At 72.9% G+C, this 26982-nt stretch carries 24 protein-coding genes; 16 read left to right on the forward strand and 8 right to left on the reverse strand.

Features of this window, described 5'->3' with window-relative positions:
• Positions 1 to 217: 217 nt before the first annotated feature.
• The 10 genes from ASF76_RS00875 (at position 218) to ASF76_RS00920 (ending at position 10605) form a co-directional block, all read left to right on the forward strand.
• Complete coding sequence (locus ASF76_RS00875; protein WP_200936061.1) at positions 218 to 1231, forward strand: sugar ABC transporter substrate-binding protein; 1014 nt, start codon at positions 218 to 220, stop codon at positions 1229 to 1231.
• Positions 1228 to 2799: a sugar ABC transporter ATP-binding protein gene (locus ASF76_RS00880; RefSeq protein WP_200936062.1), complete on the forward strand. Its 1572-nt coding sequence runs from the start codon at positions 1228 to 1230 to the stop codon at positions 2797 to 2799. Before ASF76_RS00875 ends, ASF76_RS00880 begins: the two co-directional genes overlap by 4 nt.
• On the forward strand, positions 2796 to 3797 hold the full coding sequence (locus tag ASF76_RS00885) for an ABC transporter permease (RefSeq protein ID WP_055951582.1): 1002 nt from the start codon (positions 2796 to 2798) through the stop codon (positions 3795 to 3797). The genes ASF76_RS00880 and ASF76_RS00885 overlap by 4 nt, the downstream gene beginning before the upstream one ends.
• Positions 3794 to 4843, forward strand: coding sequence for an ABC transporter permease (locus ASF76_RS00890; RefSeq protein ID WP_055951585.1), 1050 nt, complete (start codon positions 3794 to 3796; stop codon positions 4841 to 4843). Before ASF76_RS00885 ends, ASF76_RS00890 begins: the two co-directional genes overlap by 4 nt.
• Positions 4840 to 6495, forward strand: a complete 1656-nt coding sequence (locus ASF76_RS00895) for an FGGY-family carbohydrate kinase (RefSeq protein WP_055951588.1) — start codon at positions 4840 to 4842, stop codon at positions 6493 to 6495. Before ASF76_RS00890 ends, ASF76_RS00895 begins: the two co-directional genes overlap by 4 nt.
• Entirely contained in the window at positions 6492 to 7460 is a 969-nt protein-coding gene (locus ASF76_RS00900) for an NAD(P)-dependent oxidoreductase (RefSeq protein ID WP_055951591.1), read from the forward strand. Before ASF76_RS00895 ends, ASF76_RS00900 begins: the two co-directional genes overlap by 4 nt.
• Positions 7457 to 8161, forward strand: coding sequence for an acireductone synthase (mtnC, locus tag ASF76_RS00905; RefSeq protein WP_055951593.1), 705 nt, complete (start codon positions 7457 to 7459; stop codon positions 8159 to 8161). The genes ASF76_RS00900 and mtnC overlap by 4 nt, the downstream gene beginning before the upstream one ends.
• Positions 8158 to 8793: a methylthioribulose 1-phosphate dehydratase gene (gene mtnB, locus ASF76_RS00910; RefSeq protein WP_055951597.1), complete on the forward strand. Its 636-nt coding sequence runs from the start codon at positions 8158 to 8160 to the stop codon at positions 8791 to 8793. The genes mtnC and mtnB overlap by 4 nt, the downstream gene beginning before the upstream one ends.
• 44 nt (positions 8794 to 8837) lie before the next feature.
• Positions 8838 to 9419: a 1,2-dihydroxy-3-keto-5-methylthiopentene dioxygenase gene (locus ASF76_RS00915; RefSeq protein ID WP_055951600.1), complete on the forward strand. Its 582-nt coding sequence runs from the start codon at positions 8838 to 8840 to the stop codon at positions 9417 to 9419.
• A 265-nt stretch (positions 9420 to 9684) separates the two neighbouring features.
• Positions 9685 to 10605, forward strand: coding sequence for a hypothetical protein (locus ASF76_RS00920; RefSeq protein WP_055951602.1), 921 nt, complete (start codon positions 9685 to 9687; stop codon positions 10603 to 10605).
• Between the two features lie 124 nt (positions 10606 to 10729).
• Here ASF76_RS00920 and ASF76_RS00925 read toward each other — a convergent pair whose 3' ends face one another.
• The gene (locus ASF76_RS00925) at positions 10730 to 14560 is read right to left on the reverse strand and encodes an aldehyde dehydrogenase family protein (RefSeq protein ID WP_055951606.1); all 3831 of its coding nucleotides are present in this window, start codon (positions 14558 to 14560) and stop codon (positions 10730 to 10732) included.
• A gap of 223 nt (positions 14561 to 14783) precedes the next feature.
• Between ASF76_RS00925 and ASF76_RS00930 the strand changes: the two genes are divergently transcribed.
• The 3 genes from ASF76_RS00930 (at position 14784) to ASF76_RS00940 (ending at position 17764) form a co-directional block, all read left to right on the forward strand.
• A complete protein-coding gene (locus ASF76_RS00930) occupies positions 14784 to 15908 on the forward strand; it encodes a S1 family peptidase (RefSeq protein ID WP_235561201.1) in 1125 nt (374 codons plus the stop codon).
• 187 nt (positions 15909 to 16095) lie between these two features.
• Positions 16096 to 16716, forward strand: a complete 621-nt coding sequence (locus ASF76_RS00935; RefSeq protein ID WP_055951609.1) for an FMN-dependent NADH-azoreductase — start codon at positions 16096 to 16098, stop codon at positions 16714 to 16716.
• 70 nt (positions 16717 to 16786) lie between these two features.
• Entirely contained in the window at positions 16787 to 17764 is a 978-nt protein-coding gene (locus tag ASF76_RS00940) for an acetylxylan esterase (protein ID WP_055951612.1), read from the forward strand.
• Between the two features lie 186 nt (positions 17765 to 17950).
• On the opposite strand, the gene ASF76_RS00945 is transcribed toward ASF76_RS00940, so the two are convergent.
• Positions 17951 to 18511 carry an acyl-CoA thioesterase gene (locus ASF76_RS00945; RefSeq protein ID WP_055953277.1) on the reverse strand — a complete coding sequence of 187 codons (561 nt, stop codon included), beginning with the start codon at positions 18509 to 18511 and terminating at the stop codon, positions 17951 to 17953.
• Positions 18512 to 18773: 262 nt separating this feature from the next.
• Here ASF76_RS00945 and ASF76_RS00950 point away from each other — a divergent pair, with 262 nt between their 5' ends.
• Positions 18774 to 19280, forward strand: coding sequence for a GNAT family N-acetyltransferase (locus tag ASF76_RS00950; RefSeq protein ID WP_055951616.1), 507 nt, complete (start codon positions 18774 to 18776; stop codon positions 19278 to 19280).
• 1 nt (position 19281) lies between these two features.
• On the forward strand, positions 19282 to 20034 hold the full coding sequence (gene cofE / locus ASF76_RS00955; RefSeq protein ID WP_055951619.1) for a coenzyme F420-0:L-glutamate ligase: 753 nt from the start codon (positions 19282 to 19284) through the stop codon (positions 20032 to 20034).
• A 92-nt stretch (positions 20035 to 20126) separates the two neighbouring features.
• On the opposite strand, the gene ASF76_RS00960 is transcribed toward cofE, so the two are convergent.
• The 3 genes from ASF76_RS00960 to ASF76_RS00970 are packed head-to-tail and all read right to left on the reverse strand — an operon-like array spanning position 20127 to position 22011.
• Positions 20127 to 20735, reverse strand: coding sequence for an energy-coupling factor transporter transmembrane component T family protein (locus ASF76_RS00960; protein WP_055951622.1), 609 nt, complete (start codon positions 20733 to 20735; stop codon positions 20127 to 20129).
• The gene (locus tag ASF76_RS00965; protein WP_055951625.1) at positions 20729 to 21409 is read right to left on the reverse strand and encodes an energy-coupling factor ABC transporter ATP-binding protein; all 681 of its coding nucleotides are present in this window, start codon (positions 21407 to 21409) and stop codon (positions 20729 to 20731) included. Before ASF76_RS00965 ends, ASF76_RS00960 begins: the two co-directional genes overlap by 7 nt.
• The gene (locus ASF76_RS00970) at positions 21406 to 22011 is read right to left on the reverse strand and encodes a biotin transporter BioY (RefSeq protein WP_055951629.1); all 606 of its coding nucleotides are present in this window, start codon (positions 22009 to 22011) and stop codon (positions 21406 to 21408) included. The genes ASF76_RS00965 and ASF76_RS00970 overlap by 4 nt, the downstream gene beginning before the upstream one ends.
• 53 nt (positions 22012 to 22064) lie before the next feature.
• Here ASF76_RS00970 and ASF76_RS00975 point away from each other — a divergent pair, with 53 nt between their 5' ends.
• Positions 22065 to 22670 (forward strand): TetR/AcrR family transcriptional regulator C-terminal domain-containing protein, encoded by a 606-nt coding sequence (locus ASF76_RS00975; protein WP_055951632.1) that lies wholly within the window; start codon positions 22065 to 22067, stop codon positions 22668 to 22670.
• Between the two features lie 472 nt (positions 22671 to 23142).
• Here the strand turns inward: ASF76_RS00975 and ASF76_RS00980 are convergent, their stop codons facing one another.
• From ASF76_RS00980 to ASF76_RS00990, 3 genes are read right to left on the reverse strand one after another with little or no spacing between them, the layout of a single operon-like run.
• Positions 23143 to 25152 carry a cytochrome b/b6 domain-containing protein gene (locus ASF76_RS00980; protein WP_082484777.1) on the reverse strand — a complete coding sequence of 670 codons (2010 nt, stop codon included), beginning with the start codon at positions 25150 to 25152 and terminating at the stop codon, positions 23143 to 23145.
• Entirely contained in the window at positions 25153 to 26118 is a 966-nt protein-coding gene (locus tag ASF76_RS00985; protein WP_055951635.1) for an electron transfer flavoprotein subunit alpha/FixB family protein, read from the reverse strand. It abuts the gene before it with no gap.
• Positions 26118 to 26894: an electron transfer flavoprotein subunit beta/FixA family protein gene (locus tag ASF76_RS00990; RefSeq protein ID WP_055951638.1), complete on the reverse strand. Its 777-nt coding sequence runs from the start codon at positions 26892 to 26894 to the stop codon at positions 26118 to 26120. The genes ASF76_RS00985 and ASF76_RS00990 overlap by 1 nt, the downstream gene beginning before the upstream one ends.
• Between the last annotated feature and the right edge of the window lie 88 nt (positions 26895 to 26982).

Raw genomic sequence — 26982 nt, forward strand, 5'->3', positions numbered from 1 at the left:
GGTGTCCGGTCGGCACCGGACGGGCCGCTGCGGGGACGGGCGAAGCATACTGAGCGGCTCACCCGTGATGGCTTCATTTCACCGTGTGACGCTCGAGTCGAACGTCGTCCGCCCCCTCCCTACGATTCGAGAGACCGCTTTCCGGCGTCATCCCACACAGCATCCGCGGCGACGCGCGCACCGACGCGAGCGCCCATCGGCCCCCCAGGAGCCCACCGTGAGAAAGTCCCTCTTCGCCCTCCCGGCGATCGTCGTCGCAGCGTCCCTCGCCCTCGCCGGCTGCAGCACCGTCTCGTCCGACGCGGCCGCCCCGAACGGCGACGGCGTCGACGCCGCCCAGCCGCTCGCGGGTAAGACCATCGGCATCGCCGTCGTCGGCACGCAGCACTTCTGGGACCGCGAGGCCTTCCAGGGCGCGGTCGACGAGGTCACCCGGCTCGGCGGCACGCCGCTCACCACCGACGGCAACCGCGACAACACCCTGCACGCGCAGAACCACGACATCTTCCTCGCCCAGAACGTCGATGCCGTCATCACGATCCTCGGCGACGCGTCGGTCGACCCGAAGCTGCAGCAGCTGCACGACGCCGGCATCCCCGTCTTCGGCGTCGACCACGCCTCGGAGTGGGCGGTCAACAACGCCCAGTCCGACAACGAGGTGGGCGGCACGGCCCTCGGCAAGATCACCGGCGACGCCCTCGGCGGCACGGGCAACGTGGCCGTCTTCAACGCCTTCGGGACGAGCCTGTCGTTCTGCGGCGAGCGCTACGACGCGTGGAAGAACGAACTCGCGACGGACTACCCGGGCGTCAAGCTCATCGAGCCCGAGCTGGCCGAGCAGTTCGCCAACGCCCCCGACGACGCGCGTCAGCAGACGCTCGCGCTGCTGGAGAAGTACCCCGCCGGCACCATCCAGGGCATCCACGTGGCGTGCTGGGACCAGCCGGCCATCGGCGTGGTGCAGGCGATCGAAGACTCCGGTCGCACCGACGTGAAGGTCACCGCCTTCGACGCCGGCCCCGACACGCTCGAGATCATGAGCGAGCCGAACAGCCCGTTCGTCGGCAACATCGCCCAGCTGCCGCGCAAGATCGCCACGATCTCGGCTGACAACGTGGGCAAGTACTTCCTCGGCGAAGAGGTCGAGAAGGTCAGCTACGTCGACACGATCCCGGTCGCCGGTCCCGATGAGGCGACCGCGGTCGCGAAGGAGCTGGGCTACACCCAGTGACGATCGGTTCTTCCCCCCTCGTGACGCCGGTGCTTCGCATGACCGGCGTCACGAAGGCGTTCGCGGGCGTCCCGGCTCTCCGGGGCGCCTCGATCGACGTGCGCCCGGGCGAGGTGCACGGCCTCGTCGGCGAGAACGGCGCGGGCAAGTCCACGCTCATCAAGATCCTCGCCGGTATCTACGAGCGCGACGGCGGCACGGTCGTCATCGGCGGGACGGATGCCGGGCGACTCACTCCCGCGGACGCCCATGCGGCCGGCATCCGGTTCGTGCATCAGGAACTGCAGCTCGTACCCGACATGACCGTGGCCGAGAACGTCTGGCTCGGCAACGAGCAGAGCGCGGGCGGGGTGCTCCGCGGCCGCGCCATGAAGGCCCGCGTGACCGAGGTGCTGCACGACGTGCTCGGCATCCGGCTCTCCCCCACCCGGCTCGTCCGCGACCTCGGGCCCGCCGAGCGCAAGCTCGTGCAGGTGGCCCGCGCACTGGTCGACGACGACACGCGCCTGATCGTCTTCGACGAGCCCACGGCCCCTCTCGCCAGCGCCGAGGCCGAGCAGCTGCTCGGCATCATCGGGCGCCTGCGCGAACGCGGCATCTCCAGCCTCTACATCTCGCACTACCTCGGCGAGGTCACGCGCATCTGCGACCGCGTGACCATCCTGCGCGGCGGTGTCGACGTGGGCCGCATCGAGGGGGTCGGGCCCGACAGCGGTCGGGAGATGGTCCGCCTGATGATCGGGCGCGAGATCGACGACCTCTACCCCCCGCGTCGTTCCGTCGCCACGACCGAGCCGGTGCTGCGTGCCCGGGGCCTCCGCGTCGGCGCTGTCGTGCACGGCGTCGACCTCGACGTGCGCCCGGGCGAGATCCTGGGGCTCACCGGCCTGCTCGGCTCCGGGGCGTCCGAACTCGCCGAGGCCCTGGTGGGGCTCCACCGCCACGCGGGCGATCTGTCGCTCCTGGGCCGCCGGTTCCGGCCGTCGAGCCCGGCCGCCGCCCTCGAGGCCGGCGTCGTGCTCGTGCCCCGCGACCGCCGCCACGACGGCGTCGTGCTCGACTTCTCGACCCAGCGCAACCTCACCCTCTCGACCCTCGCCGAGGGCACTCGCGCGGGCCTCCTCGACGACGCCGCGTCGCGGACGCGCGCCGAGGGCCTCGCCGAGCGCCTCGACATCCGTCCGCGCGACACGAGCGTGCAGACCCGCCTGCTCAGCGGAGGAAACCAGCAGAAGGTGGTGCTCGGCCGGAGCCTGGCCGCCGGCGCCCGGGTCATCGTGCTGGATGAGCCCACGGTGGGTGTCGACATCGGCGCGAAGCAGGAGATCTACCGCCTGCTGGCGGAACTCGCGGCATCCGGGACCGCGGTCGTGATCGTCTCGACCGACCCCGCCGAGGTGCTCGGGCTCAGCGACCGCGTCGTCGTGCTCGAACGCGGACGCGTCGCGCACGAGGTGACGACCGACGGTCTGACCCTCGAGCACCTGAGCGCGTTGGTGACCGGGAGCGCCGGCGGGTCCACCGCCGACGCCGCCGCCCCCGAACGAACCGAAGGGGATGCCGCATGAGCGCCCTGACCGTGGAGCGCGCGGCGCTCGTCCCGCGTCTGCGCAGCCTGCTGGCGCGACGCGGGCCACTACTGGTCGTGCTCGCGATGACCGTGTACCTCGCCGTCACGGCGAGGGGCTTCCTCGGCGTCGCCAACGTCACCGCGAGCCTCACCCAGGCGGCGCCCGTCGCGTTGGTCGCGATGGGCCTCGCCATCGTCGTGATCGGCGGCGGCGACGACGTGGTCGTCGGCGGCATCGACCTGTCGATCCCCGCGACCGCGGCGCTCGCCACCGCCATCGTGAGCGATCAGCTCACCACCTACGGCACCCCGTTCGCCGTCGCGTTCGCCCTCGGCATCCTGGTCACCACCGTGTTCGGTCTGCTCAACGCGGTCCTCGTCGGCTGGGTCGGGCTGTCGTCGATCCTCGCCACACTCGCCGTGTACGTCGCCGTCGTCGGCATCACGCGCGTGGTCAGCGGCAATCGCCGCATCGACGTGACGGATCCGCTCATCATCGCCGTCCGCGACACGCGGATCGCCGGCATCCCGCTCGCCGCCGTGCTCATGCTCGTCGTCGCGGCGGTGCTCGTCTTCGTCATGGCGCGCACCCCGTACGGCCGACGTCTGCAAGCCGTCGGCGGCAACCGGGATGCCGCGACCTTCGCCGGCATCCCGACCCGGCGCTACATCATGTCGACGTTCGTCATCGCGGGTGTGGTCGCGGGCCTCAGCGCGCTGCTGCTGGTCGCGCGCGGCTCGGGCAGCAGCCCGGGGATCGACGAGCGCCTCATGGTCGACATGGTTCTGGCGACCTTCCTGGGGGCGGCCTTCACCCGCCGCGGCACGGTCACGATCTTCGGCTCCGTCCTGGGCGCGGTGTTCGTGGCGCTGCTGTCGAACGGCCTGATCCTCTCGCGCGTGGCCAACGCGTGGGTCGACGGGTTCAAGGGTGTGCTGATCCTGCTCGTCGTCGCCGCGGCCGCGGCACGCAAGAACGAGGAGGCCCGCGCGTGAGCACCACCGCCACCCGCACCCGCTGGTCGGGGGTCGCCGGTTCCGCCGCCGCGACCGTCACCCGCTACGGCTTCGTCGCCGCCTTCGCGCTGCTGGTCGTGTTCTTCTCGTTCGCCAGCGATGCGTTCCTGCGCCCGAGCAACCTGCTGAACGTGCTCGACGGGGTCGCGATCCTGCTGCTCGTCGCCCTCGCCCTGACCGTGGTGGTGTCGTCCGGCGGCATCGACCTGTCGGCCGCGGTCGCGGTCGACTTCGGCGCGTGGTTCGCGATCGTGTCGATGATGTCGTTCGGGATGCCGTGGCCCGTCGCCGTCCTGCTCGGACTCGTCGGCGGCGCGCTCATCGGGGCGCTGAACGCCTTCCTCATCGTGGGGCTCGGCGTGACGCCCTTCCTCGCGACCCTCGGCACCTTCTTCATCGGCCGCAGCGCCCAGCAGATCGGCACGAACGGCGGGGCGAGCGTCAGCTTCCGCGCCGCCCCCGAGGGCTTCACCTTCCTCGGCTCAGGCGACGTGCTGGGCGTCGGCATCCCGGTGATCATCGCCGCGGTCGCGGCCGTGGGCGTCGGCATCCTGCTGCACCGCACCCCCGCGGGCGTCCGCATCCAGGCGATGGGCCTGCAGGATCGCGCGGCGGTCGTCGCGGGGCTTCGCACCCGCCGCATCCGCGTGCTCGTCTACATCGGCGCGGGCGTGCTGTGCGCGGCGGGCGGCGTGCTGCTCAGCGCCTCGCTGCGGCTGTACACGCCTCTCGCGGGCTTCAGCTACCTGCTGGACGCCATCGCCGCGGTGTTCATCGGCGCGTCGATGCACCCGCGCTCGCGGCCGAACGTGCCCGGCACCGTCGTGGGAGTGCTCTTCCTGGGCGTGCTGGCGAACGGCCTCGATCTGCTGGGTCTCGACTTCAACGTCAAGGCCGCGGTGCAGGGGGTCGTGCTGCTGGTCGCCCTCGTGCTGGCCTACACCGTCGCGCAGCGCGCGCGGGCGGCGGCGGAGCGCAAGCCCGCGGCGAAGACCCCCGACACCACCCCGGGCGGCACCCCGTGACCCCCGCCGTCCTGGGCATCGATGCGGGGACCACCGCGGTCAAGGCCGTGCTCTACTCGCTCGAGGGTGAGACGCTCGCCGCCGGTCACCGCGCGGTCACGGTCGTCCGCACGCCCGACGGGGCGGCCGAGAGCGACATCGACCTGGTGTGGGAGGCCGTCGTCGGCGCCGTCCGTCAGGCCCTGTCGCAGGCCCGTAGCGCCGGGCCCGACGTCGTCGCGATCGGTGTCACCGGCCAGGGCGACGGGGCGTGGCTCGTCGATGCCGACGGTCGCCCGGTGCGCCCCGCAGCCCTGTGGCTCGACGGACGCGGCGCCGACCGCGTGACCGCGTGGCAGCGCGACGGGCGGGATGCCGCGGTGATCGCCGCCACCGGCTCGGCCAGCTTCCCGGGGACGCTCCCCGTGCTGCTCGACGGCTTCGCCGAGTCCGAACCCGAGGCCCTCGCCCGCGCGGCCCACCACCTCAACTGCAAGGACGCGGTGCGTCACCGCCTCACCGGCGAGGTCGCCACCGACCCTTCCGAGGCGTCGCGCACGTATTTGGATCCGGCGACCCTCGCCTACTCCGACGAGATGATCGACGCGCTCGGACACCGTCGCTTCGCACACCTCCTCGCCCCCGTGCGCGCTCCGCACGAGAGCGCCGGCACCCTCACCGATGCCGCCGCCGCCGAGCTGGGCCTCCGGGCCGGCGTGCCCGTCGCCGTCGGGCTCGTCGACTCGGCGGCCTGCCCCGTGGGGCTCGGTGCCCTCGACGATCAGGACGGGTGGGTCGTGCTCGGCACGACCGCCACCGTGGCCGTCAACCGCGTCGACCGCGCCGCCGCCGACAGCGGGATCGGCATCCTCATCCCCACGGGCCGCGGGACCCAGGTGCTCGAGGCCCTGTCGTCGATGGTCGGCACGCCCAACCTCGACTGGGTGCGCGACACCCTGGGTCTCGCCGACCGCGGCTGGAGCGAGCTCGAACGCCTCGCGCGCACCGCGCCGGCCGGCAGCGGCGGCGTGATCTACCTGCCCTACGGCTCCCCCAGCGGCGAGCGCGCCCCGTTCGTGGACGCCGCCGCCTCGGCCTCCTGGGTCGGAATGAACGTCACGACGGCTCCGGCGCAGCTGCTGCGCAGCGTCTTCGAGGGCCTCGCGTTCTCGGTCGCCGAGTGCCTCGATCTTCTGGATGCCGCCGAGCGCGTACCCGTGTGCGGCGGTGGCGCGCGCAGCGACCTGCTGTGCCAGCTGCTGGCCGACGTGTCGGGTCGCACGATCGTGCGCACGACCGACCCCGAGGTCGGAGCGCGGGGCGCAGCGACCGTCGCCCTCGTGGCCGCGGGGCTCGCCGTCGACCTGGAGGCCGCGGTGCGGGTCTTCCCCGCCGACGCCGTCGAGTTCACTCCGCGCCCCTCCCCCGCACTGTCGTCGGCGCGAGAGGTGTTCGCGCGCGTGCGTGCGGCGCTGCGGCCGGAGTGGCCGGCGCTGCGCGCGCTCGGTCGGCTCACACCGGATGCCGCCGGCGCCCGCCCGGACGCCGCGTCCCGCGGTGCGGCCCCGAGCGATGAACGCGCCGAGGCGGAACGCACCGCCGCCGGCGCCCCTGCCGCCCACCTCGACGAGCCGGCTCCCGACGTCCCCACCCCCGAGAGGACCCCCGCGTGACCCGCATCGTCGTCACCGCCCCCTTCGACCCGCGCATCGCGGCCGCGCTCCCGGGCGAGGTCTTCACGGCATCCGAGGTCGAGACCGGCCAGTCCCTCGGTGCGCGCGCCGCCGCCGACCCCGTGTTCGCCGAGGCTCTGGCCGGCGCCGACGTCGTGATCGCAGAGCTCGACCGCATCGACGACGACGCGCTCGCGGCCGCGCCTCGCCTGTCGTTGGTCGTCGCCTGCCGCGCGAACCCCGCGAACGTCGATCTCGCCGCGTGCGCCGCGCGCGGCGTCGAGGTGCGCACGACACCGGGCCGCAACGCCGACGTGACCGCCGACTTCACCCTCGCCCTCCTGCTCGCCACCGTGCGCCACGTGCCCGCGGCGTCGGCGTGGCTGCGTGAGGGCAGGTGGAGCACCGACGACGTCTTCGAGCCGTACGCGCGCTTCCGCGGCATCGGCCTCACGGGCCGGCAGCTCGGCGTCGTCGGTGGCGGCGCAGTCGGTCGACGCGTCGTGCGCCGCGCCCAGGGGTTCGGCATGCGCGTCGCCGTCTACGACCCCTTCCTCGCCCCCGGCGCCCTGGGCGACGACGTCGCGCACCTCGACCTCGACGAGCTGCTCGCCGGGAGCGACATCGTCACCCTGCACGTGCCGCTCACCCCCGAGACCACCGGTCTGATCGGTGCGCGCGAACTCGCACTGCTGCGCCCCGACGCGTATCTGATCAACGCCGGCCGCGCCGCTCTCGTCGACCGCGACGCGCTCATCCCGGTGCTGCGCGACGGGCGCATCGCCGGCGCCGGCTTCGACGTGTTCCACGACGAGCCGCTCACCCCGGGCGACGAACTGCTGCGGCTGCCGAACGTCACACTCACCCCGCACATCGCCGGGGCGTCGGACGACGTGGTCGTCGAGCATTCCCGCCTCGCGGCCGCCGCCGTGGCATCCTTCATCGACACGAAAGAGAAATCATGACCGTCTCCGCCACCGCCGACGTGGTCGTGCTCGACATCGAGGGCACCACGTCCGCCGCCGGGTTCATCCTCGGCGACCTGTACGACTACGCCCGCCCGCGTCTCGACGAGGTACTCGGGCGCGACGACGACACCGTTCGCACCGCCCGCGTCGACGCGATCGCCGAGACGGGCCTGGATGCCGACGCCTCCGATGCCGAGATCGCCGAGGCGCTGCGCGGTCTGATGGCGAACGACGTGAAGTCCACCCCGCTGAAGACGCTGCAGGGGATCATCTGGGCCGAGGGCTTCGCCGCGGGTGAGATCCACTCGCAGTTCTTCGACGACGTGCCACAGCGCCTGCACGCCTGGCACGAGGACGGCATCCGTCTCGCCGTTTATTCCTCGGGTTCGGTCGCCTCGCAGGTGCCGTGGTTCCGTCACGCGCCCCAGGGCGACCTGACCCCTCTCGTCGAGGACTTCTTCGACACGGTCAAGGCGGGGCCGAAGAAGGAACGCGCGTCGTTCGACGCGATCGCCTCCGCCCTCGACGTCGCGCCCGGGCGCGCGCTGTTCCTCACCGACCACCCCGACGAGGTGACGGCGGCCCTCGCGGCCGGCTGGCAGGTGGTCGCCCTCGACCGCGCCGGCGAACCGTGGGCCGGTGCGGACTTCGCCGCCCCCGCCGTGGCATCCTTCGACGAGATCGAGGTGACCCGATGACCGTCCTCCCCTCCCGCGACCGCGTGCGGGCCGCCGGCGCCGCCCTCGCCGCCGAGGCCTCGCGCTTCTCGGGGTACGGCTGGATGCGGGGAACCTCGGGCAACCTCTCGGTCGTCGTCGAGCGCGACCCGCTCGTGCTCGCCGTCACCGCGTCGGGCCTCGACAAGTCGCTGCTCACCGAAGCCGACGTCGTGCTCATCGACGCGAACGGCGAGGCCATCGACCCCGACGACCAGCGCCCCCCGTCGGCGGAGTCGGGTCTGCACGCCCACATCGCCGCGCGCACGGGCGCGAACGCCGTGTTCCACGTGCACGCCTTCGACGCCGTCGTCGCGGGGCACCGGTGGCCGAACGGCGTCGAGATCCGCGACATGGAGATGCTCAAGGGCATCGGCCACCTCGCCGACGATGAGACGGTGACCGTTCCCGTCATCCGCAATCACCAGGACATGACCGTCGAAGCCGGCTGGTTCGACGAGGTCTACCGTCCCGCCACCTCCGAGGTGCCCGAAGTCCCCGCCCTGATCGTGGCGAACCACGGCATGTACGCCTGGGGCAGCGACGTGGCCGCTGCCCGTCGTCACCTCGAGATCACCGAGTGGCTGCTGCGCTTCGCCGTCGCGACGCGCTGAGACGCCGGCATCCATCCTCCCCACCCCCAACGAAAGGAGCGGCCATGACCCTGCTGACCGTCTGGAAAGAATCCGACCCGGGCACGCCCGTGCTCGAGACCACCGAAGAGAGCGAGATCCGCGAGGCCCTCGCCGAACTCGGCGCCCGCTTCTCGCGCTGGGAGGTCAAGGACGTCGCCACGGGCGCCTCGCAGGACGAGGTGCTCGCGCTGTACGCCGCGGAGATCGGCGAGGTGAAGGACCGCGAGGGCTACACCCTCGTCGACGTCGTCGCGCTCGACCCCGCGCAGGCCGATTACAACGAGGTGAAGACGCCGTTCCGCGAGAAGTTCCTGTCGGAGCACGCTCACGACGACGATGAGGACCGCTACTTCGCCAAGGGTGCCGGTGTGTTCTACCTGCACGCGAACGAGAAGGTGCACGCGGTGTACTGCGAGGCGGGCGACCTCATCTCGGTGCCGGCGAACACCACGCACTGGTTCGACATGGGCACCTCGCCCCACTATGTCAGCGTGCGATTCTTCCACGACGACGACGGCTGGGTCGGTCACTTCACCGGCAGCCCGATCGCGGAGTCCTTCGCCTCGTTCGACCAGCTGGCGGAGCGTCGCGCGCAGCTCGCCTGATCCCGCTTCTCCCCGAACGCCCGTCCCGGTCGCATCCCTCCGGATGCCGTGGGGGCGGGCGTTCCGCGTGGACGGAGGGTGCGCCGGCGGTTCCGAGGCAGGAGAGCCCGCGAGGCAGGGGGGCCGCACGCGGCCGAGGGGCGTGCCGTCCGATCGGAGCCCCGGGCATCCCGCAGCGCGGCCGCGGTGCGTTCCGAGGCTTGCGGCGGCTTCGTACGCCGCAATACCGTCGTGTCGTCCGCACACGCGGTGAGGGGGTCGGCACATGGTGGCATCCGTGATGGCGCTGTCGGTGACGTGTCTCATCGCGACCGGCACCCTGCTGCTCGTGGGGCTGCTGCTCGTCGGCCGCGACGGCTCGACCGGCACGTCACTGCAGTACGCCGCGCTCGCCGGCGTCGCCGAGGTCAGCGCATCGGCGATCTACCTCGTCTGGGTCAACGTTGGCGGGTCCACGGCGTTCGCCGTCGCCAACGCCCTGATGGTCCTCGGACCGGTGATGATCCCCCTGGCCTTCCACTCGCTCGGCCCTACCAGGGTGACCCTCTGGTCCACCCTGGTCGCCGCGGCCGGCGTGGTCGTGGTCGCAGCGACCTCGTTCCTGCTCCCGGTGCGCGAGGCCGTCGTCGCGCAGGCGTTCACCTTCGCGATCGTCGGCGTGTGCGGCGCGGCGGCGGCCCTCGGCTCCCGGGAAGCGCACCGCACGTCGATCCGCGTGCTCGCCGGAACGCTGTGCGCCTACGCGCTCTACTGCGCGACCCGGGGGATCGCCATCGCCGTGGCCGTCGTCCGGGACGACGAGAGCGTCCCCGGCGGGGTCTTCTCCGACACGGGCGCCATCGCGGTGGGAGTCGTCGTCATCCTGCTGGTCACCGGTGCGATCTCGGCGTTCTGGCTCGCCGATCGTCGGGAGAATCTCCTGGCGGCCGCGGGGTCGTCGGTCGTCCTCGTGATCGTGCCCGGCCGACGGCTCGGCGACACCGGCCGATTGCCGCGCTTCCGCGAGCTCGTCGAAGACGTGCGCGAGGCCGCCGCAGCCATCGATTCCGGTGCGGTGGCGGTCTTCGGCGGTGCGGGGCTGTCGCGGATCGGAGCGGCGACGGCGCTCAAGGACACCCTGCGCATCGACCACGGGTGGACCGAGGAGGAGATCGCCCTCCTCACGCAGACCGCGGTCGAGCGCTGAGCGGGGCAGGCGCTGCGGGGCGTTCGGGCGCTCCGGTGCGGTGCGTTCGAGCGCTCCGGCGCGGCGCGTTCGGGAGCTGGGGAGCGGCGCGGGCGCTCCGACGCAGGGCGGGCGACGCGACGCGTCAGATGACGGCGGCCGACCAGGGGTCGGGGCGGCCGTGGCGGTGTGCGGCGATCGACACCGCCTGCTCGCGCAGGAAGGGCAGCAGCTCCAGGCGACCGGCGGTGGTGACCTCGTCGGCGTACACCGTCAGCGAAAGGTCGGCCCCCACGGTCTCGGCGACCGCCGTGCGGAGGGCGACGACCGTGTCGGCCGGGCCCACCAGACGGATCCGCTGTGGCCGCCCCGGCGTGATGACGGCGTCGGCCGCGTCGGCATCCGGGATGCCGCCCGCCAGGCGCTGCAACCACTCCGCGTCGGTCTCCACCGAGACCGCGACGCTCGCCTCGCCGAGCAGGTGGCGCACGGCCGCGGGGAGACCCACGGGCGTGCTGAGCGTGAACGTCGAGCCCGAGCGCACCGCCGCGACGAGCACGCGCAGCACCGCCTGCCAGGCCGCATCGCCGGTGGCGCGCACCGCGACGCCGGTCGGACGGTACCGCCGCAGATTGCGCTCGACCCGCAGGTGCGAGACGTCGATGACCCGGCCGAACTCGCGGTCCCACGCCACGGCGTCCGACAGTGCGCCGCGGCGCAGCCACTCGAACGCCTCGTACGACAGGGTCGGTTGCGCGGCCTCGATGAGCCCCGTGATGCGACTGTCGAGCCCACGCAGGTGCAGCGTCGACGACGCCGCGCCTCCCGACGACGGCCGCCACGAGCCGAGGGTGACCAGGCGGTTCGGCCCGCCCGACATCGCGCCGGTGCCCGCCGAGGCCTCGCCCCAGCCGCCGAGCGGCTCCCGTTGCACGACCCCGCCCGTCGAGGGACGGTTGACGCGCAGCACCGCGGCCTCGGCGGTGTCGAGCCACAGCTCGAGGTCGCCGATGTCGCGCGTATGCAGTCCCGCCACGAAACCGGAGCCGATGGCGTTCTGCAACTCGATCGCCCGCGTCACGGTGGGCGCGTGCAGGATGCCGAGCACGGGAGCGGCGACGGCCGCCCGGGTGAGGTGCGAACCGGCGGTGACCCCCGTGCGCACGCCCGGTGACCAGAACCGTCCGGCCGTCTCGGCACCGAGGTCGAGCTCGCGCGGTTCGACGAGCCAGCGCTCGCCTTCTCCCAGCACCGTCAGCGCCCGGCGGACCTCGCCGGTGGGCTCCTCCCCGAGCGGACCGATGTCGGACAGCGGATCATCGGCGGGTCCGACCCGCAGTGACGAGACGGTGTCGGCGAGTTGCTCGAGGAACGGCGTCGACCGGCCGACCGCTCCCACCAGGATGACCAGCGACACGGCGGTCGCCGCCTGCCCCGCCCGCGCGAAGGCTCCCTCCACGATGTCGGACACGGCGGCGTCGAGGTCGGCGGACGGCGCGACGATGGCGGCGTTCCGGCCGGCGGTGAGCGCCTGCATCTTCGCGGCCGGGCGCCAGGCGGCGAAGCGTTCGGCGGTCGCCCGAGCCCCCGCGAGCAGCACGCGGTCGACGCCGGGATGCACGATCAGCGCGCGCCCCGACGCCTCCTCGTTCAGGTCGACGTAGACGAGCAGGTCGCGCGGGACCCCCGCCGCCCACAGCGCCTCGGCGACGACCGCTCCGGCGCGCCGGGCGCGGGGCGACGGCGTGAGCAGCACGCCCGACCCCGCAGCGAGGGCGGCGAGGGTCTCGGCGGCGCACAGGCCCACCGGGGCGTTCCACCGCGGGGCGACGACGCTCACCCCGTCGGGGACGAACACCGCTCCCGGCACCCGGTCGAGCTCCTTCGCGGTCGCGGCGTAGTAGGCGGCGGCATCCACCGCCTGGCTCACCTCGGCGTCGGCCTCGGCCAGCAGTGCCCCGCCCTCGGCGGCGAGCACCTCCATGAGCTCGGCGCGGCGCGCGGCGAGGGTCCGGGCCGCGCTCTGCAGCACGGCCGCGCGTTCGACCGCCGCCAGCGCGCCCCAGGGCTCGGCGGCCGCGCGCACGCGCCGCACGGCGGCGTCGAGCCCTTCTTCGTCGTCGATGCGTCCGGCCGCGGCCGTCGCATCCCCCGCGGTCGATGCGGCGACACGCGCGAGCACATCGGCCGCCCACGCGCGATCGTCCGCGACCGTCGGATCCGTGTCGGCGACGCTCCGGAAACCGGGCGCGCCGCCGGCGAGCTCGGCGCTCTCGCGCGCCGAGAACACCGCGGTGTCGACGAAGGCCTGACCGCCGAAGAGCATCTGCTGCACGTCGGGACCGAGCGACGACGTGTCACCGGATGCCGCCGCCTCGCGCGCGATGCCGAGCACCGCCTGCGTGAGCCCGGGCTCGGCTGCATCGTCGGCCGCGCGCTCGCGGAGGATCGCGGGGTCGTCCTCGCCCCCGCGCTGCGGGCCGCGGGCGATCGGAGCCGGCTCGTCAGCGGCGGCGAGGGCCCGACGCGCCCGCGCGGACACGGCCGAGGTCTCGGGCTCGGGGATGTCGGCCGCGTCGCCGTCGTCGCCCGAGGCGTCTCTGCGCTCGGCTTCTGCGCCCCTGGTGCCGGCGCCCTCGGTGTCGGCGCCCCTGGTGTCGGCGCCCTCGGTGTCGGTGCCCTCGGTATCGGTGCCCTCGGTGTCGGCGCCCTCGGCGACGGTGCCCGGGGGGACGGCGAGGGGCAGGGCGGGGGCCGCGGCGACCGCCTCGGCGTAGTCCGTGGCGAGGCGGCCGGCCACGGCATCCAGGTCATCGGGGTGCACGGCGGCGACGACGATCACATGCTCGTCGCCGGGGGTCCACGGCGTCGCCCGCGGGAGCACGAGGCGCACCGCGGCATTCGCCTCCGCGGCGACGGCGAGGGCGAGGGCCGCGCGCTCGGGGTCGGCCGTGGCGATCTCGAGCGTCAGCCCCTCGATCCCTCGTGGGGCGACGGCCGTGCGCACGGTCCGCACGAGCCCTGCATCGACATCGTCGCGGCCGGAGGGCGCCGGGGGCGCCCACCCGTGGCGCGCGGCGTTCACGACGTCGGCGGTGTCGATGGCCTCGTCGCCGAGGCGCAGCGTCACACGCGCACCGCCCTGCGCCACGCGCACCCGGGCCCACGCGGCGAGCTCGCGAACGGCGTCGAGCGTCTCGGCCACGGCGACCGGCAGCGCGATGCCGGCGCGGAGCCCCTCGAGCCGCGGCTCCTCGAGCACGCGGGTCAGCACGGCCATCGTGGCATCCAGGTCATCGCGACCGGTGGCCACGAGGGTGATGTGCGTTCCGGCGGCCTCGGCGGCCAGGAACACCGGCAGCACCCGCTCGGCGAGGTGCTCCACGTCGGCGGCGAACGCCCAGGGAGCCCGCCGCGCCGATACGTCGGACAGGGCGAACGACACGCGATCGACGTCCTCACGCGAGACGAGGGAACGGATGCCGTCGAGACGACGCCGCGCGCCCGTCTCACCGAGTACCGCCGGCCCGGCCAGGCGCACGTCGAATATGCTTCCGCTCTCGGCGGCCGCCGCGAGCTCTTCCCCGAACCGCTCGGGACGCGCATCGAGGGCGAGCTGCCCGAGCATCTCGCGCAGCGCGCGGCGGGCGATCGGCACCGCCGGCGTGGGAAGCACCGGGGCGACGGCCGCCCCGATCTGCAACGCGCCGCGCACGAACCAGGGCAGGGTCGAGGGGATCTCGGCCGCGAGGCGGTGCAGGGCCGCCGCCGCAGCCGTCACGCTCTCCGGCCGCACGACGCCGTCGCACACTCGGGCGACGAAGGCCGCGGCGTCGGGATCGGTCGGCAGCGCGCCGCGGCGCGCGGTCGCGGGAGCGACGGCGCGTGCCGAGAACGTCCGGATCTCGGCGGCGGCCCGCGACGCGAGGTCGAAGGAGAGCGCTGGACCGGTGGCGCGAGGGTCGTTCGTGCTCATGCCCGTCAGCCTAAACACCGCGCGCGTGCCACCTCGGCGGCCCGCCGCGCAAGTCGAGGATCGACACCGGGACCCCCGACGACGGCCTGTCCCCCAAATGACCGACACTTTTTGGACGCAAACCATCAATTCGCAAGAATTCCTTCGCATTCCGGCCGTCTCGTGTTTCGATAGCCGTGGGTACCCCAACCATTTATCCCCCCTGGATGGAAGGTCACTCCACGTGAACCGTTTCTCGAAGACGGTCGTCGGCGCAGCCGCGATCGGCCTGTTCCTGACCACCGCCGCCAGTGCTCCCGCGCTGGCGCAGACCCCCACCTCATCCCCCGTCGCGGCCGTCGACGGAGTCGACGCCCAGCTGCTCGAGGCCATGGCAGCCGACCTCGGCACCGACGTCTCGGGCGCGCAGGACGTGCTGCGTTTCCAGGCCGACGCGGCCGGGACCACCGACGAGGTCGAAGGTGCCGCCGGCGACGCGTTCGCCGGCACCTGGCTCGACGAGTCCACGCAGACGGTGTACGCCGCGGCGACCACCGACTCGGCTCTGGACGCCGCCGCCGACGCGGGCGCCGTGCCCGTCGCGGTCGAGTACTCGCTCGCCGAGCTCGAGGCGATCACCGCGCAGATCGAAGCGAGCGGCGTTCCCGACACGATCCCCTCCTGGTGGATCGACGTCGAGGCGAACGACGTCGTCGTCGACGTCGTCGCCGGCGGCGAGCAGGCCGCGACCGAGTTCGTCGCCTCGCTCGGCGCGCCGGCAGATGCCGTCCGCCTGCAGACGGGCGTCGAGGCCCCCGAGACGTTCGCCACGATCCGCGGCGGCATGTCCTACCTCATCAACAACGCCAGCCGGTGCTCCGTCGGCTTCGCCGTGCAGGGCGGCTTCGTCACCGCCGGCCACTGCGGCGTCACCGGCGACAGCACGAACTACGGCACCTTCCGCGGCTCGTCCTTCCCCGGTAACGACTACGCCTGGGTCGCCACGCCCAACCACACCCCCGTCGGGCAGGTCATGGACTACTCCGGTGGCACCGTCGCGGTGAAGGGCTCGACGCAGGCCGCCGTGGGCGCGACCGTATGCCGTTCGGGCTCCACGACCGGCTGGTACTGCGGGAAGATCCAGGGCTTCAACTCCACCGTCCGCTACGCGGAGGGCTCGGTCTCAGGCCTCATCCGCACGAGCGTCTGCGCCGAGCCCGGCGACTCGGGTGGGTCGCTCATCGCCGGCAACCAGGCGCAGGGCGTCACCTCCGGCGGCTCGGGCGACTGCACCACCGGCGGCACGACTTATTTCCAGCCCGTCAACGAGATCCTGCAGGCGTACAACCTGCGTCTTCTCACCAGCTGATCCCCGGGTATCCCGGAGCCCCGGTCGCCCCTGGCGGCCGGGGCTCCGCCGTGGGTGGAGCGATCCGCGGACGCGCCGCTGCGACCTGTCCGCGGACCGGCGGATGCCGCATGGGAGCAACGGGTCACCGCGGGTGTGCGCAGTCAAGCGTCCGCGGTCGACCGCCTCCGCCCGCGAAACTGACGCCATGCGAGTCCTCCACATCATCTCCTCCCCCCGACACGAGGGCGCGTCGGTCACCGTGGCCACCGCCCTGATCGGCGCACTGCGCGAACGGCATCCTGATCTCGACGTCGACACGCTCGACGTGTGGCACGAGGATCTGCCGGAGTTCGACGAACGCGTCATCCGCGCGAAGTACAAATGGGTCGACGGCGACGACCTCGACGACGCCGAGTCCCGAGCCTGGACGAAGATCGAGTCCCTCGCGCGTCGCTTCCGCGAGGCCGACCGCATCGTGCTGGGCGTGCCGATGTGGAACTGGTCCATCCCCTACAAGCTGAAGCAGCTCATCGACCTCGCCGCCCAGCGCAACCTGCTCTTCACCTACGACGGTGTGGACTTCGGTCCCGCCGTCGACGTCGCGCGGGCCGACGTGGTCTTCGTTCGCGGGCAGTACTACGGCGAGGACGGACCGACCCCCGGGTCGATCTTCGACCACCAGGTCGCGTTCGTGGAGTTCTTCCTGCGGACGATCGGCGTGCGCGATGTGCGATCGCTCATCATCGACCGCACCTGGGACCCCGCGGCGGCGGAGGCGATCGCCGACGGCGTCACGCGGGCGCAGAAACTCGCCGCCTCCGACTGAGCCTCTCCGCGTCGCCGACCCGGGTGAGCGCCGACCCGGCGCATCCCCGCGGCCGCTACTGTCGATGTCCATGGCCGTGACCTTCACCGACATGCCGATCGAGTCGCTCCGCGCGTACCGCCCCGACCTGTCCGTACCCGCGGGACTCGACGCCTTCTGGACCGAGACGCTGCGCGAGGCGCGGGCCGCAGCCGGCCCCACCCGTGCGACGCCCATCGATGCCCCGGTGCGCTCGCTCCGTGTCCTCGACCTCACGTTCACCGGCTTCGACGGCGACGAGATCCGCGGCTGGGTCGTACGTCCGCAAGGCGACGAGGTGCTCCCCGCTGTCATCGAGTACATCGGCTACGGCGGCGGACGGGGCCTCCCCGGCGAACGTCTCAACTGGGCCGCCGCCGGCTACGTGCACGTCATCATGGACACGCGCGGCCAGGGTTCGACGTGGAGTGCGGGCGTCACACCCGATCCCCACGGTTCGGCGGCCGCCTACCCGGGCGTCATGACGCGCGGCATCCTGGATCCGAAGGAGTACTACTACCGCCGGCTGTACACCGACGCCGTCCGTCTCGTCGACGAGGTGCGGGCGCTCCCGGGAGTGGATGCCGGTCGGGTCGCCGTCACCGGTGCGAGTCAGGGCGGCGGGCTGGCGATCGCGGCGGCCGCCCTCTCGGGTGACGCGGTGGCAGCGGTCATGCCCAACGTGCCCTTCCTCTGCGATTTCCCGAACGGCATCGTGCGCACGCCCTCGCCGCCGTTCACCGAGATCACGCGCTTCCTCTCGGTGCACCGCGACGACGTCGACCGGGTGCTGCACACGCTGTCGCACGTCGACGGCGCGGTGCTCGCGCGCCGGATCACCGCGCCGGCGTACTTCTCGGTCGCCCTGATGGACGACGTCGTGCTGCCGTCAGGGGTGTTCGCGGCGTTCCACGCCCTGGCCTCGGACGACGCCGCGATCGAGGAGTACCCGTACAACGGCCACGAGGGCGGCGGGTACCGGCACTGGATGAAGCAGGTCGCCTGGCTGGACACCCGCTTCGGTCGCTGATCCGGGGACGCAGCCGTGAGGAGCGGCTCGGCGAACGGAGGGTGCGGCGAACGGAGGACGAGGGACGAGCGGAGGGCGCCTCCGGCGAATCCGTCCTCCGCTCGCCCAATCTCTCCGCTCGTCACGCGTGGGCAAGGCGCTCCCGCGCCGGGCCTCGCCGCCCCGGCATCCATCGGGCGTGTCGGCTCATTCCCAGACGCTGGGGGCGGGGCGCCTCGTCGACGGCAGCGCCGAGCCCGCCGCCCATTCGTGCACCCACGGCTCGATGTCGGGCAGCCCCTCGGGTCGTCCGACGGCGGCGAACAGCTCGTCGTGGGGCACCGTCCCGCCGGTGCGGCGCAGGATCCGCGCCCGGATGATCGCGCGCGCGTAGATCTCCTCGCCGACGAGGGCGCGGTGCTCCAGGTACACGGCCCGGTCGTCGTGGCCGATGAGGCGGGTCTCGAGATCGAACCGCTGCCACAGCTCGAGCGAGCGGCGGAAGGTGATCGTCTCGGCGGCGACGACGGCGTACCAGCCCTCCTTCGTCATCGCCGCCACGAGTCCGGAGCGCGTGAGAAGGTCCCACCGCCCCAGGTCGAACAGCGACAGGTAGCGACCGTTGTTGAGGTGGCGCAGCACGTCGATGTCGGTGGGCAGCACCCGCAGCCGCAGTCGCGTGACCGTGTTCGGGTCGAGGGGGCCCTCGCGTCGCAGGCGGCGGCGGGCACGGAAGAGCACCAGGAGGGTGCGCCAGAGGACGTTCACGAGGGGCGAGCGTAGCGATCCGACGACGGATCGACCATCGCGTTGTGCGCGATCGACAAACATGGCGCCTCAGGATCCGACGCATGCGGGCTCTGGCGAAATGTCGAGTGTCCACGAAACGCCGTCGCGTCGCGCGCGGGACGGCGTGTTCCGGACAATCGACGGAGACGGGCGCGGCGATTCGTGACGCACCTCGCTACCCCATCGCGAGGGGCCCCGCGACGGATTTCACCCGAACGGGTCCCGAGCGTAGAGTCGCGCCATGACTGCGGAAACCCGAACCGACATCGTCGTCCGTCCGGTGCGCGATGTGGATGCCGAGGCCCTGGGCCGCGTGCACGCCACCTGCTGGCACGAGACGTACGATCACCTCATCAGCAAGGCGGCCCTCGAAGCCGTCTCGCCCCGACGCATGGCCGAGCTCTGGACCCACTGGGCCTCCCAGGGCGACGACTACCGCATGCACGCCGCGCTCGTGAACGGCGAGATCGTCGGCTTCGTCGGGTCGGGCCCCGCCCGCGACGACGACGCCCCGCGTGAGCGCGAGTTGTACTTCATCTACCTGCTCGACGCGTACCACGGCACCGGCATCGGCCAGCAGCTGTTCGACGCGGCGGTCGAAGACGGTGAGGGCCTGTACCTCTGGGTCGCCGACGACAACCCGCGCGCTCATCGCTTCTACGCACGAAACGGCTTCGCGGTGGACGGCGCCTCGCAGACGCAGCCCTTCCTCGGCGAAGAGCTCACCGAGGTCCGTTTCGTCCGCTGACGTGCTGCAGGTCTGGGCCCTCGACGGCATCCGTGAGATCACCCCGGGAGACGACCTCGTCGGGGTGATCATCGATGCCCTGCTCGACCCCCTGCAGGATGGCGACATCGTCGTCGTCACCAGCAAGATCGTCTCGAAGGCCGAAGGCCGGATCATCCACGCCGACGACCGAGAAGACGCAATCACCCGTGAGACCGTGCGCCTCGTGGCATCCCGCACCACCCCCACGGGGCATGTCACGCGGATCGTCGAGAATCCCCTGGGCATCGTCTCGGCCGCGGCCGGCGTCGACGCGAGCAACACTCCCGAAGGCACCGTGCTGCTGCTGCCCGTCGACCCCGACGCGTCGGCGCGACGCCTCGCCGAGGGGCTACGGTCCGTCGCCCGTGTGGGCGTGATCATCACCGACACGCTGGGGCGCGCGTGGCGCGAGGGCCAGACCGATCACGCGATCGGGGCGGCCGGCATCCATGTCTTCGAGGACCTCCGCGGGACGACCGACGCCGAGGGGCGACCCCTCGTCGTGACCCTGCCGTGCGTGGCCGACGAGATCGCCGCGGCCACCGACCTCGTCAAGGGCAAGGCGTCGCGTCGACCCGTCGCGATCGTGCGCGGCCGAGCCGACCTGGTCGGCGACCTCGACCTCCCCGGCGCACGGTCCATCGTGCGCGATCCCGCCCGCGACATGTTCCGCCAGGGCGCCGACGAGGCGTACGCGGAGGGTTTCGCGGCGGGGCGTGCGGCGCGCGACTGACGAGTTATCTCTCTTAGGGGGTTCACGATTCGCGCCATACCGATCCTCGACGTCCCGCCCCTTCGGCCCCGCAAGCCCCGCGACTGAGCGAATCAGCGGATGCCGCGGGCGGCGAGGGCGTCGCCGAGGTCGTCGGCGTGACGCAGGGTCACCACCAGGAACGGCAGTGCTCCGCGCGCGAGGGAAGGCCGCAGGCCCCGTGCGCGTTGGGCATCGCGGATATCGCCGGCCAGCTTCGACAGCACCGGAATCGTGGTCAGGGCGATCGTCACCAGCAGCGCGACGCGCGCCGCATCCACACCAACCGGGCGCAACGGCCGCAGCCCGTGCTCGAGGGCGTCGAGCGTCGCCGCGACGGGGGTCGTCAGCGGGACGAGCCCTGCCACCAAGAGAGCGGCGACGACTCGTGCCGTGTTGGCGACGGCGGCCTCCGGACCGAGGAACAGCAGCTGTCCGACCGCCGTGACGACGATGACCCAGCGGAGCGCCCATGCCTGGCATCCGAGGACCCGGACCCCGGCGAGCACGCCCATGCCGCATCCGACATAAAGGGCGGCCGACGCGCCCACCGCGACGGGCGCCGTCGCCCAGGTCGACGGCAGCGCCGCGAGCACCAGGGCAACGAGGGCCAGGCACGCGAGCTTCGGGCCCGCCGGCATCCGGTGCATCCATCCCCCACCGGGGCGGTACATGCTCAGCACGCCACGGCCGCTGAGTAGCCGTCGACGACCTCGGCGGAGGCTCCGGATGCCACGACCCGACCCTCGGCGAAGACCACGGCCTGATCGCAGCGACGCGCCAGAGCGAGGTCGTGGGTGATGACGAGCAGCGCGTGTCCGGTATCGGCGAGCAGGTGGTCGGCGACGAGGCGGGCGTTTCGCGCATCGAGGAAGGCGGTGGGTTCATCGGCGACGACCAGGTGCGGCGAGCGGACGAAGGCGCCGCACAGCGCGAGGAGCTGCTTCTGACCGCCGGAGAGATCGTGCGAGGGACGGTCGGCGAGCTCGGCGAGTCCGAAGCGTCCGAGCGCGGCGGCGACCCGACGATCGCGCACGTCGCGCGGCAGACGCTCCGCCCTCAGCGAGAGGGCGACGTCGTCGGCGACGGTCGGCATGACGATCTGCGCGTCGGGGTTGCTCAGCACGAGCGCCACCCGTCGGCGGAGCTCAGCGGCATCCCGCTGCGGGTCGAGTCCCAGCACGCACAGGTCTCCGACCGACGGGCGGACGAGGCCGGCCACGAGTCGCGCGAAGGTCGATTTACCCGATCCGTTGTCGCCGATGACCGCGACCGTCCGCGCTTCCAGGTCGAGGGTGACACCTCGGAGCACTTCGCGCTGCCCCAGGCGTGCGCCGACGCCCGCGCACCGGATCACGCGTCGAACGCGACCTCGGCCGGTCGCCGTCCGGTGGCCGGCGCGCGCCAGTCACGGCGGAAGCCGCGCGGGTACGCCGTGACGAGCGTCGTCACCACGATCGTGGCGACCGCCGCCTTCAGCAGATCACCGGGCACGAACACGAGGCTGGTGAGGGCCGTCTCGGCGAGCGGTAGGCGCGTGACGAGGCTCTGGACCGGGATGCCGAGGGCGTAGATCGCACCGATCCCACCGGCCAGCATCGCCAGCGCGGTGCGCCAGACAACGGGACGACGTCCGCCCGCGTGCACGATGAGCCCGATGACGATCGCCCCGAGGATCCAGCCGAGGGCATAACCCGCGGTCGGTCCGAGGAAGACACCGAACCCCCCACGGCCGCCTGCCAGGACCGGCAGCCCCACCGCCGCGAGCGCGAGCAGCACGGTGACCGACAGCGCACCGAACCAGGGACCGAGGACCGCTCCGGCGAGCATCACGCCCAAGGTCTGCGCCGTGATCGGCACCCCGCCGAACACGGGAAAGCTGCCGGGGAGCCCGAGCACCGCGATGAGCGCGGCGAAGACGGCGATGCGGGCGAGATCGGTGGCGTCGGCGGTGCGCATGACGGTCCTTCCTGAACACTGTTCACCTGAACGCCGTTCACTATACTCACACCATGGCTCCTCGCGGACACTCCGCCGATGACGTCGCCCGCACCGCACTGCGGATCCTCGACGATCACGGCCTCCCCGACCTCACGATGCGACGTCTCGCGACCGCCCTCGAGGTGCAGCCCAGCGCACTGTACTGGCACTTCCCGAACAAGCAGACGCTGCTCGCCGAGCTGTCGGACCGGATCGTCGCGCGCATGGCATCCGGCGCCGCGACCGACCTGCGCACCGAGGCCCGCGCCCTGCGCGATGCGCTCCTGACCTACCGCGACGGCGCCGAAGTGGTGTCGAGCACCCTCGCGCTCGGCCTCGGCGCGCCGCTCGCGACCGACCGACTGACGGCCGCCGTCGTCGCCGACGGGTTCGACGCCGAGACCGCGGGCCGCGTCGCGACGACGGTGCTGCACTACGTGCTCGGCTTCGCCTGGCACGAGCAGCAGCGCCTGCAGTACGACAGCGTCGGAGTGCGCGGAAAGGGGGCGGGTGCGGCGCTCCGTGGTGCCAACGGAGCCGGCGCGGTCGACGCTGGCGCCGCGGGTCTCGCGAGCGACGACTTCGCCTTCGGCCTCGACCTCATCATCGCCGGCCTGCACGCACGCCGCCGCGTCTGACGATCCAGCCGTGGCCCCCGACGGTGGCGGCGGGCGGCGGCGCGGGTCGAGCGGGGGCGGGGCGGGCGGCGGTGCCCCGCGGCGGCTAGAGCGCGGGGCGGCAGCGGGCACGAGGCGAGGAGCGGGCGCGGCGAAACCGCAGTCAATCGTCGAAGACGCACCCTTTCGTCGACAAACATCTGCGTCCTCGGCAATCGCGTACGGTCTCGGCACCCCCATCCGCACAGGGGCCCGAGCGCGGCCGGCGGCGGCGTGCGGCGCGGGGCGCGGGCCGACCGCGGCGAAACCGCAGTCAATCGTCGAAGACGCACCCTTTCGTCGACGAACACCTGCGTCCTCGGCAATCGCGTACGGTCTCGGCACCCACCCCGCGAGCCGAGCCGGGCCGGGCCGGGCCGCACCGGGGAGGGCGGCGGGCCGGACCGCGCCGGGGAGGGCCGCATGCCGGGCCGGGCCGGGCCGCCGGGGCGCGTCAGCGCTGCTTGACGTCGCCGAACAGGCGGGCGATCGGCACGAGTACGCGGGGACGCGCGGCCGCCCAGCCGACGGCCATCACCAGCAGGGATGCCGCGAAGATCAGCAGACCAGTCGGGTCGCTGGTGAAGGCGGCGGGGTCGACCGAGCCGCGGGCGGCGTACATGTGGTTCAGGTTGCGCAGGGCGCCGGTGGCCAGCACGAGCGCGACGTGGACGACGATGAACGCGACGAAGAACAACATCACCGGGAAGTGCACCTTCCGCGCCCACTCGACCGGGTACATGCGGTTGAGCCTCTCGGCATCCTTCGGCCACACGCCCGACAGCCGCACGCCGCTCACGATGGCGAGAGGGGCGGCCAGGAAGGTGATCGCGAAGTACGACAGCTGCTGCAGGCTGTTGTAGTTCACCCACCCGTTCTCGGTGGGCCAGTCGAGCGAGACGTACTGCAGCGCCGCCGACAGAGCGTTGGGGAAGACCTCCCAGGAGGTCGGCACGATCCGCATCCATTGCCCCGTGACGAACAGCAGCACGACGAAGACGACACCGTTCGCGATCCAGAGGATGTCGATCGCCTGATGGAACCACAGCGTCAGGCTGATGCGTCGACGCTTGTTCTTGCGCGGCGACCAGAAGGCCGCGGGGCGCTTCTCGCTGCGCACCTGCCAACCCGTGCGGATGATGAACAACAGGAAGAAACTGTTGAGGAAGTGCGACCAGTTGAGCCACGCGGGGATGCCGACGGGCGCGGAATCGGGCAGGGGGTACTCGCCCGGGTATGCGGCGAGGAACTCCTGGCCCGGGCCGAGCGCGAGGAGGAACCGCGCCACCAGCACCGTGATGCCCGCGAGAGCGAGGGCGAAGACGCCGAGTACCGCGGTGGACCCGAGCCACTGCAGCGACGTGTAGGGGCCGATGCGCTTCGGGTCCGTCCTCGCGGGACGCGCGGCGGAGGCCGCCGCCCCCGGCCAGACGGTCCGCCGCACCGTCAGCGGCGCGCGCGGGGCGGTGGACACGTGTTCCGACGCGGGTTCGGACGGTGCCGCCTCGATCGGCGCGGTTGGAGACGCCTCCGCCAAGGGAGTGGATGCCACGGCCAGAGAATCAGCCGAGGTCGGTTCGGGGCCGGATGCCGCACCCCCGGACGTCGGAGCATCGTCGCTACGAGACGAGCCGGATGCCGCACTTCCGGACGTCGGGACGTCGGCGGCCGCAGCCGGGTGCAGGGAAAGGGCTTCAGGCTCGGGAGCGGGCGGCCAGGGCTCACCGCCGGCCTCGCGCGGAAGCCCTCGGCGGGGGTGGTCGACGTTCGAATGCGCGGGGATCTCCTCGGCAGCCGAGCCGTGCGCCGAAGGGTCCGAGTCACCGCGCACGGCCGGTACCGCAACGGAATCGGCCGACCTCTCGATCCAGGTGCCGGCGTCCGAATCCGTAACGGCCGCGGGCGCGGCAGCCCGCGCCTGCGCACCGGAAACCGAACCCGCGACGGCCGAGGGCGTCGGCGGCCAGGGCTCGCCGCCCGGCTCGCGCGGCAGCCCACGACGCACCGAGGCCACCGCGGGCGTGGCGTCGGTGCCGCGGGCGGCGACCGGGTCGGAGGCGGGGCCCGGGTGCGAACCGGCCACCGGGTGCGGCGCGGCGCCGGGTAGCGGGGTCGAGTCCGTGGCATCCGCTCGCGCATACGTCGAGTCCGTGGCATCCGCTCGCGCATACGTCGAGTCCGTGGCATCCGCTCGCGCATCCTCGGAGAAGGAACCGATGCTCGCAGCATCCCGCGCGATATCTGCGAGATCCGCGCCATTCTGCGAGGCCCGTGCCGCGTTCGGCGCCGCCTCGTCGCCGCTCGCTTCGGAGCCCGCGCTGCGGGACGTTCCGGCGGCCACCGACGAGCTGTCGACCGCGTTCGCCTCGACGACCTCGGGCACGCCGAAGGCCGCGGGCGGCCAGGGCTCCCCGCCGGGGACGCGCGGCAGCCCGCGACGCGGGGTGCGGGGTGTGGACGCCATCTAGTTCTTGTGGGCCTCGAGCGCGCTGATGAGTTGCGGGACAACGGTGAACAGATCTCCGACGATACCGAAATCGGCGATGTCGAAAATCGGTGCGTCGGAATTCTTGTCGATTGCGACGATCGTGCCCGCCGTCTGCATGCCCGCGCGGTGCTGGATCGCCCCCGAGATGCCGAGCGCGACATACAGGCGCGGTGACACCGAGACTCCGGTCTGGCCCACCTGTGCGCTCGCGGGGACGTAGCCGGCATCGACCGCGGCACGCGAGGCGCCGACCGCGGCACCGAGAACGTCAGCGAGACGCTCGACGAGGGCGAAGTCCTCGCGCGAACCGATGCCCCGCCCTCCCGCGACCACGGCCGCGGCCCCGCGGAGTTCCGGGCGCGACGAGGGTGCGGACGCCTCGGCGAAGCCCTCGATCCGGGCGGCGCGGACCCCGGATGCCGTGACCTCGAGCTCCTCGACCACGAGCGGCTGCGCGTCGAGACGCGCATCGACGGAGCCGGGGCGCAGTGTCGCCAACAGCGGACCGAAAGTGGGCGCGCCGTCGACGGTGAAAGCGCCGCCGAGCACCGAGTGGTGCGCCACCACTCCGATGTCGTCGCGGTCGACTCCGACGACATCGGTGGCCAGGGGCAGCTGGTGACGAGCGGCCAGACGGGCCAGCGCGTCACGCGACTCAACGGCGTTCGATGCCAGCACGAGGTCGGGGCGCTCACGGCCGACGGCCGCGGCGAGTGCGTCGACGACCGGGATCGTCAGGACGTCGGGCGGCGTCTCGGCCGTCAGCACGCGGACGGCGCCCATCCCGGCGGCTTCGGCCGCTGCCCCGGCGAGCGCGTCGGAGGCGGCCGCGACGACGGCGACCGGGTCGCCCACCCGCGCAGCGGCGGCCAGCAGGCCGGGCGCCGTCGCGGCGAGCGCGCCGCCCGGAAGCACCTCGAGCAGAACCAGTGCGACGCTCATCACGCCACCCCCTCGGCCACGAGGAAGGCGGCGAGCTTCTCGCCGGCGTCTCCCTCGTCGACGATCTTCGTGCCCGCCGTGCGCGCGGGCCGCTCGGCGACGGCCAGCATGATGTAGCGGGCGGTGGCCGGATCTTCGGGCTCGATGCCGAGGGCCGTGGCATCCACGGTCTCGTACGGCTTCTTCTTCGCGGCCATGATTCCCTTGAACGTGGTGAATCGCCCCTCGGGCAGCGCCTCGGTGATCGAGACGACAGCGGGAAGCTCGGCGGTCACCCGCATCGTGCCCGCGTCGCTCACGCGATCTCCGGACACCGCGCCGTCGGACAGCTCGAGGGCCGCGACGCCGGTCACCTGCGGCACACCGAGCAGTTCGGCGACCATCGCGGCGACGACGCCTCCGCCTCCGTCGGTCGACAGGTTGCCCGCGATCACGAGGTCGTAGTCGGCGCGCCGCACGGCGGCCGCGAGCACTTCTGCGGTCAGCAGCAGGTCGGCCCCGCGCAGGGCGTCATCGACGATGTGCACGGCCGAGGTCGCCCCCATCGCGAGCGCCTTGCGGATCGTCGCCGTGGCCGACGCGGGTGCCATCGACACGACCGTCACCTCGGTACCCGGATGCGCGTCGGCGTGAGCGAGCGCGACCTCGACCGCACGCTCGTTTATCTCGTCGAGTACGGGCGACGATGCGGCGCGATCAGCGAGCCCGGTCTCGAGGTCGAGTCGACGCTCACCCCACGTGTCGGGCACTTCTTTGATCAGGACCACGATCTTCATCGATGCGTCTCCTTGGTCGGGGGGAGGGATGCCACGGCGGCGGTGCCGCGGCGGGGTTCGGGGCGCGGAGGCTTCGACGAGCGGCTCA

The sequence above is a fragment of the Microbacterium sp. Leaf151 genome (genome assembly GCF_001424225.1).
GTDB lineage: Bacteria > Actinomycetota > Actinomycetes > Actinomycetales > Microbacteriaceae > Microbacterium.

Excerpts from the sequence above, each read along its gene's own strand:
- ASF76_RS00950 (WP_055951616.1), top strand. The coding sequence starts at position 18,774 with ATGACTGCGGAAACCCGAACCGACATCGTCGTCCGTCCGGTGCGCGAT.
- ASF76_RS00985 (WP_055951635.1), bottom strand. The coding sequence starts at position 26,118 with ATGAGCGTCGCACTGGTTCTGCTCGAGGTGCTTCCGGGCGGCGCGCTC.
- ASF76_RS00940 (WP_055951612.1), top strand. The coding sequence starts at position 16,787 with ATGGCCGTGACCTTCACCGACATGCCGATCGAGTCGCTCCGCGCGTAC.
- ASF76_RS00980 (WP_082484777.1), bottom strand. The coding sequence starts at position 25,152 with ATGGCGTCCACACCCCGCACCCCGCGTCGCGGGCTGCCGCGCGTCCCC.
- ASF76_RS00920 (WP_055951602.1), top strand. The coding sequence starts at position 9,685 with ATGGTGGCATCCGTGATGGCGCTGTCGGTGACGTGTCTCATCGCGACC.
- ASF76_RS00935 (WP_055951609.1), top strand. The coding sequence starts at position 16,096 with ATGCGAGTCCTCCACATCATCTCCTCCCCCCGACACGAGGGCGCGTCG.
- mtnB (WP_055951597.1), top strand. The coding sequence starts at position 8,158 with ATGACCGTCCTCCCCTCCCGCGACCGCGTGCGGGCCGCCGGCGCCGCC.
- mtnC (WP_055951593.1), top strand. The coding sequence starts at position 7,457 with ATGACCGTCTCCGCCACCGCCGACGTGGTCGTGCTCGACATCGAGGGC.
- ASF76_RS00885 (WP_055951582.1), top strand. The coding sequence starts at position 2,796 with ATGAGCGCCCTGACCGTGGAGCGCGCGGCGCTCGTCCCGCGTCTGCGC.
- ASF76_RS00970 (WP_055951629.1), bottom strand. The coding sequence starts at position 22,011 with ATGCGCACCGCCGACGCCACCGATCTCGCCCGCATCGCCGTCTTCGCC.
- ASF76_RS00925 (WP_055951606.1), bottom strand. The coding sequence starts at position 14,560 with ATGAGCACGAACGACCCTCGCGCCACCGGTCCAGCGCTCTCCTTCGAC.
- ASF76_RS00975 (WP_055951632.1), top strand. The coding sequence starts at position 22,065 with ATGGCTCCTCGCGGACACTCCGCCGATGACGTCGCCCGCACCGCACTG.
- ASF76_RS00915 (WP_055951600.1), top strand. The coding sequence starts at position 8,838 with ATGACCCTGCTGACCGTCTGGAAAGAATCCGACCCGGGCACGCCCGTG.
- ASF76_RS00990 (WP_055951638.1), bottom strand. The coding sequence starts at position 26,894 with ATGAAGATCGTGGTCCTGATCAAAGAAGTGCCCGACACGTGGGGTGAG.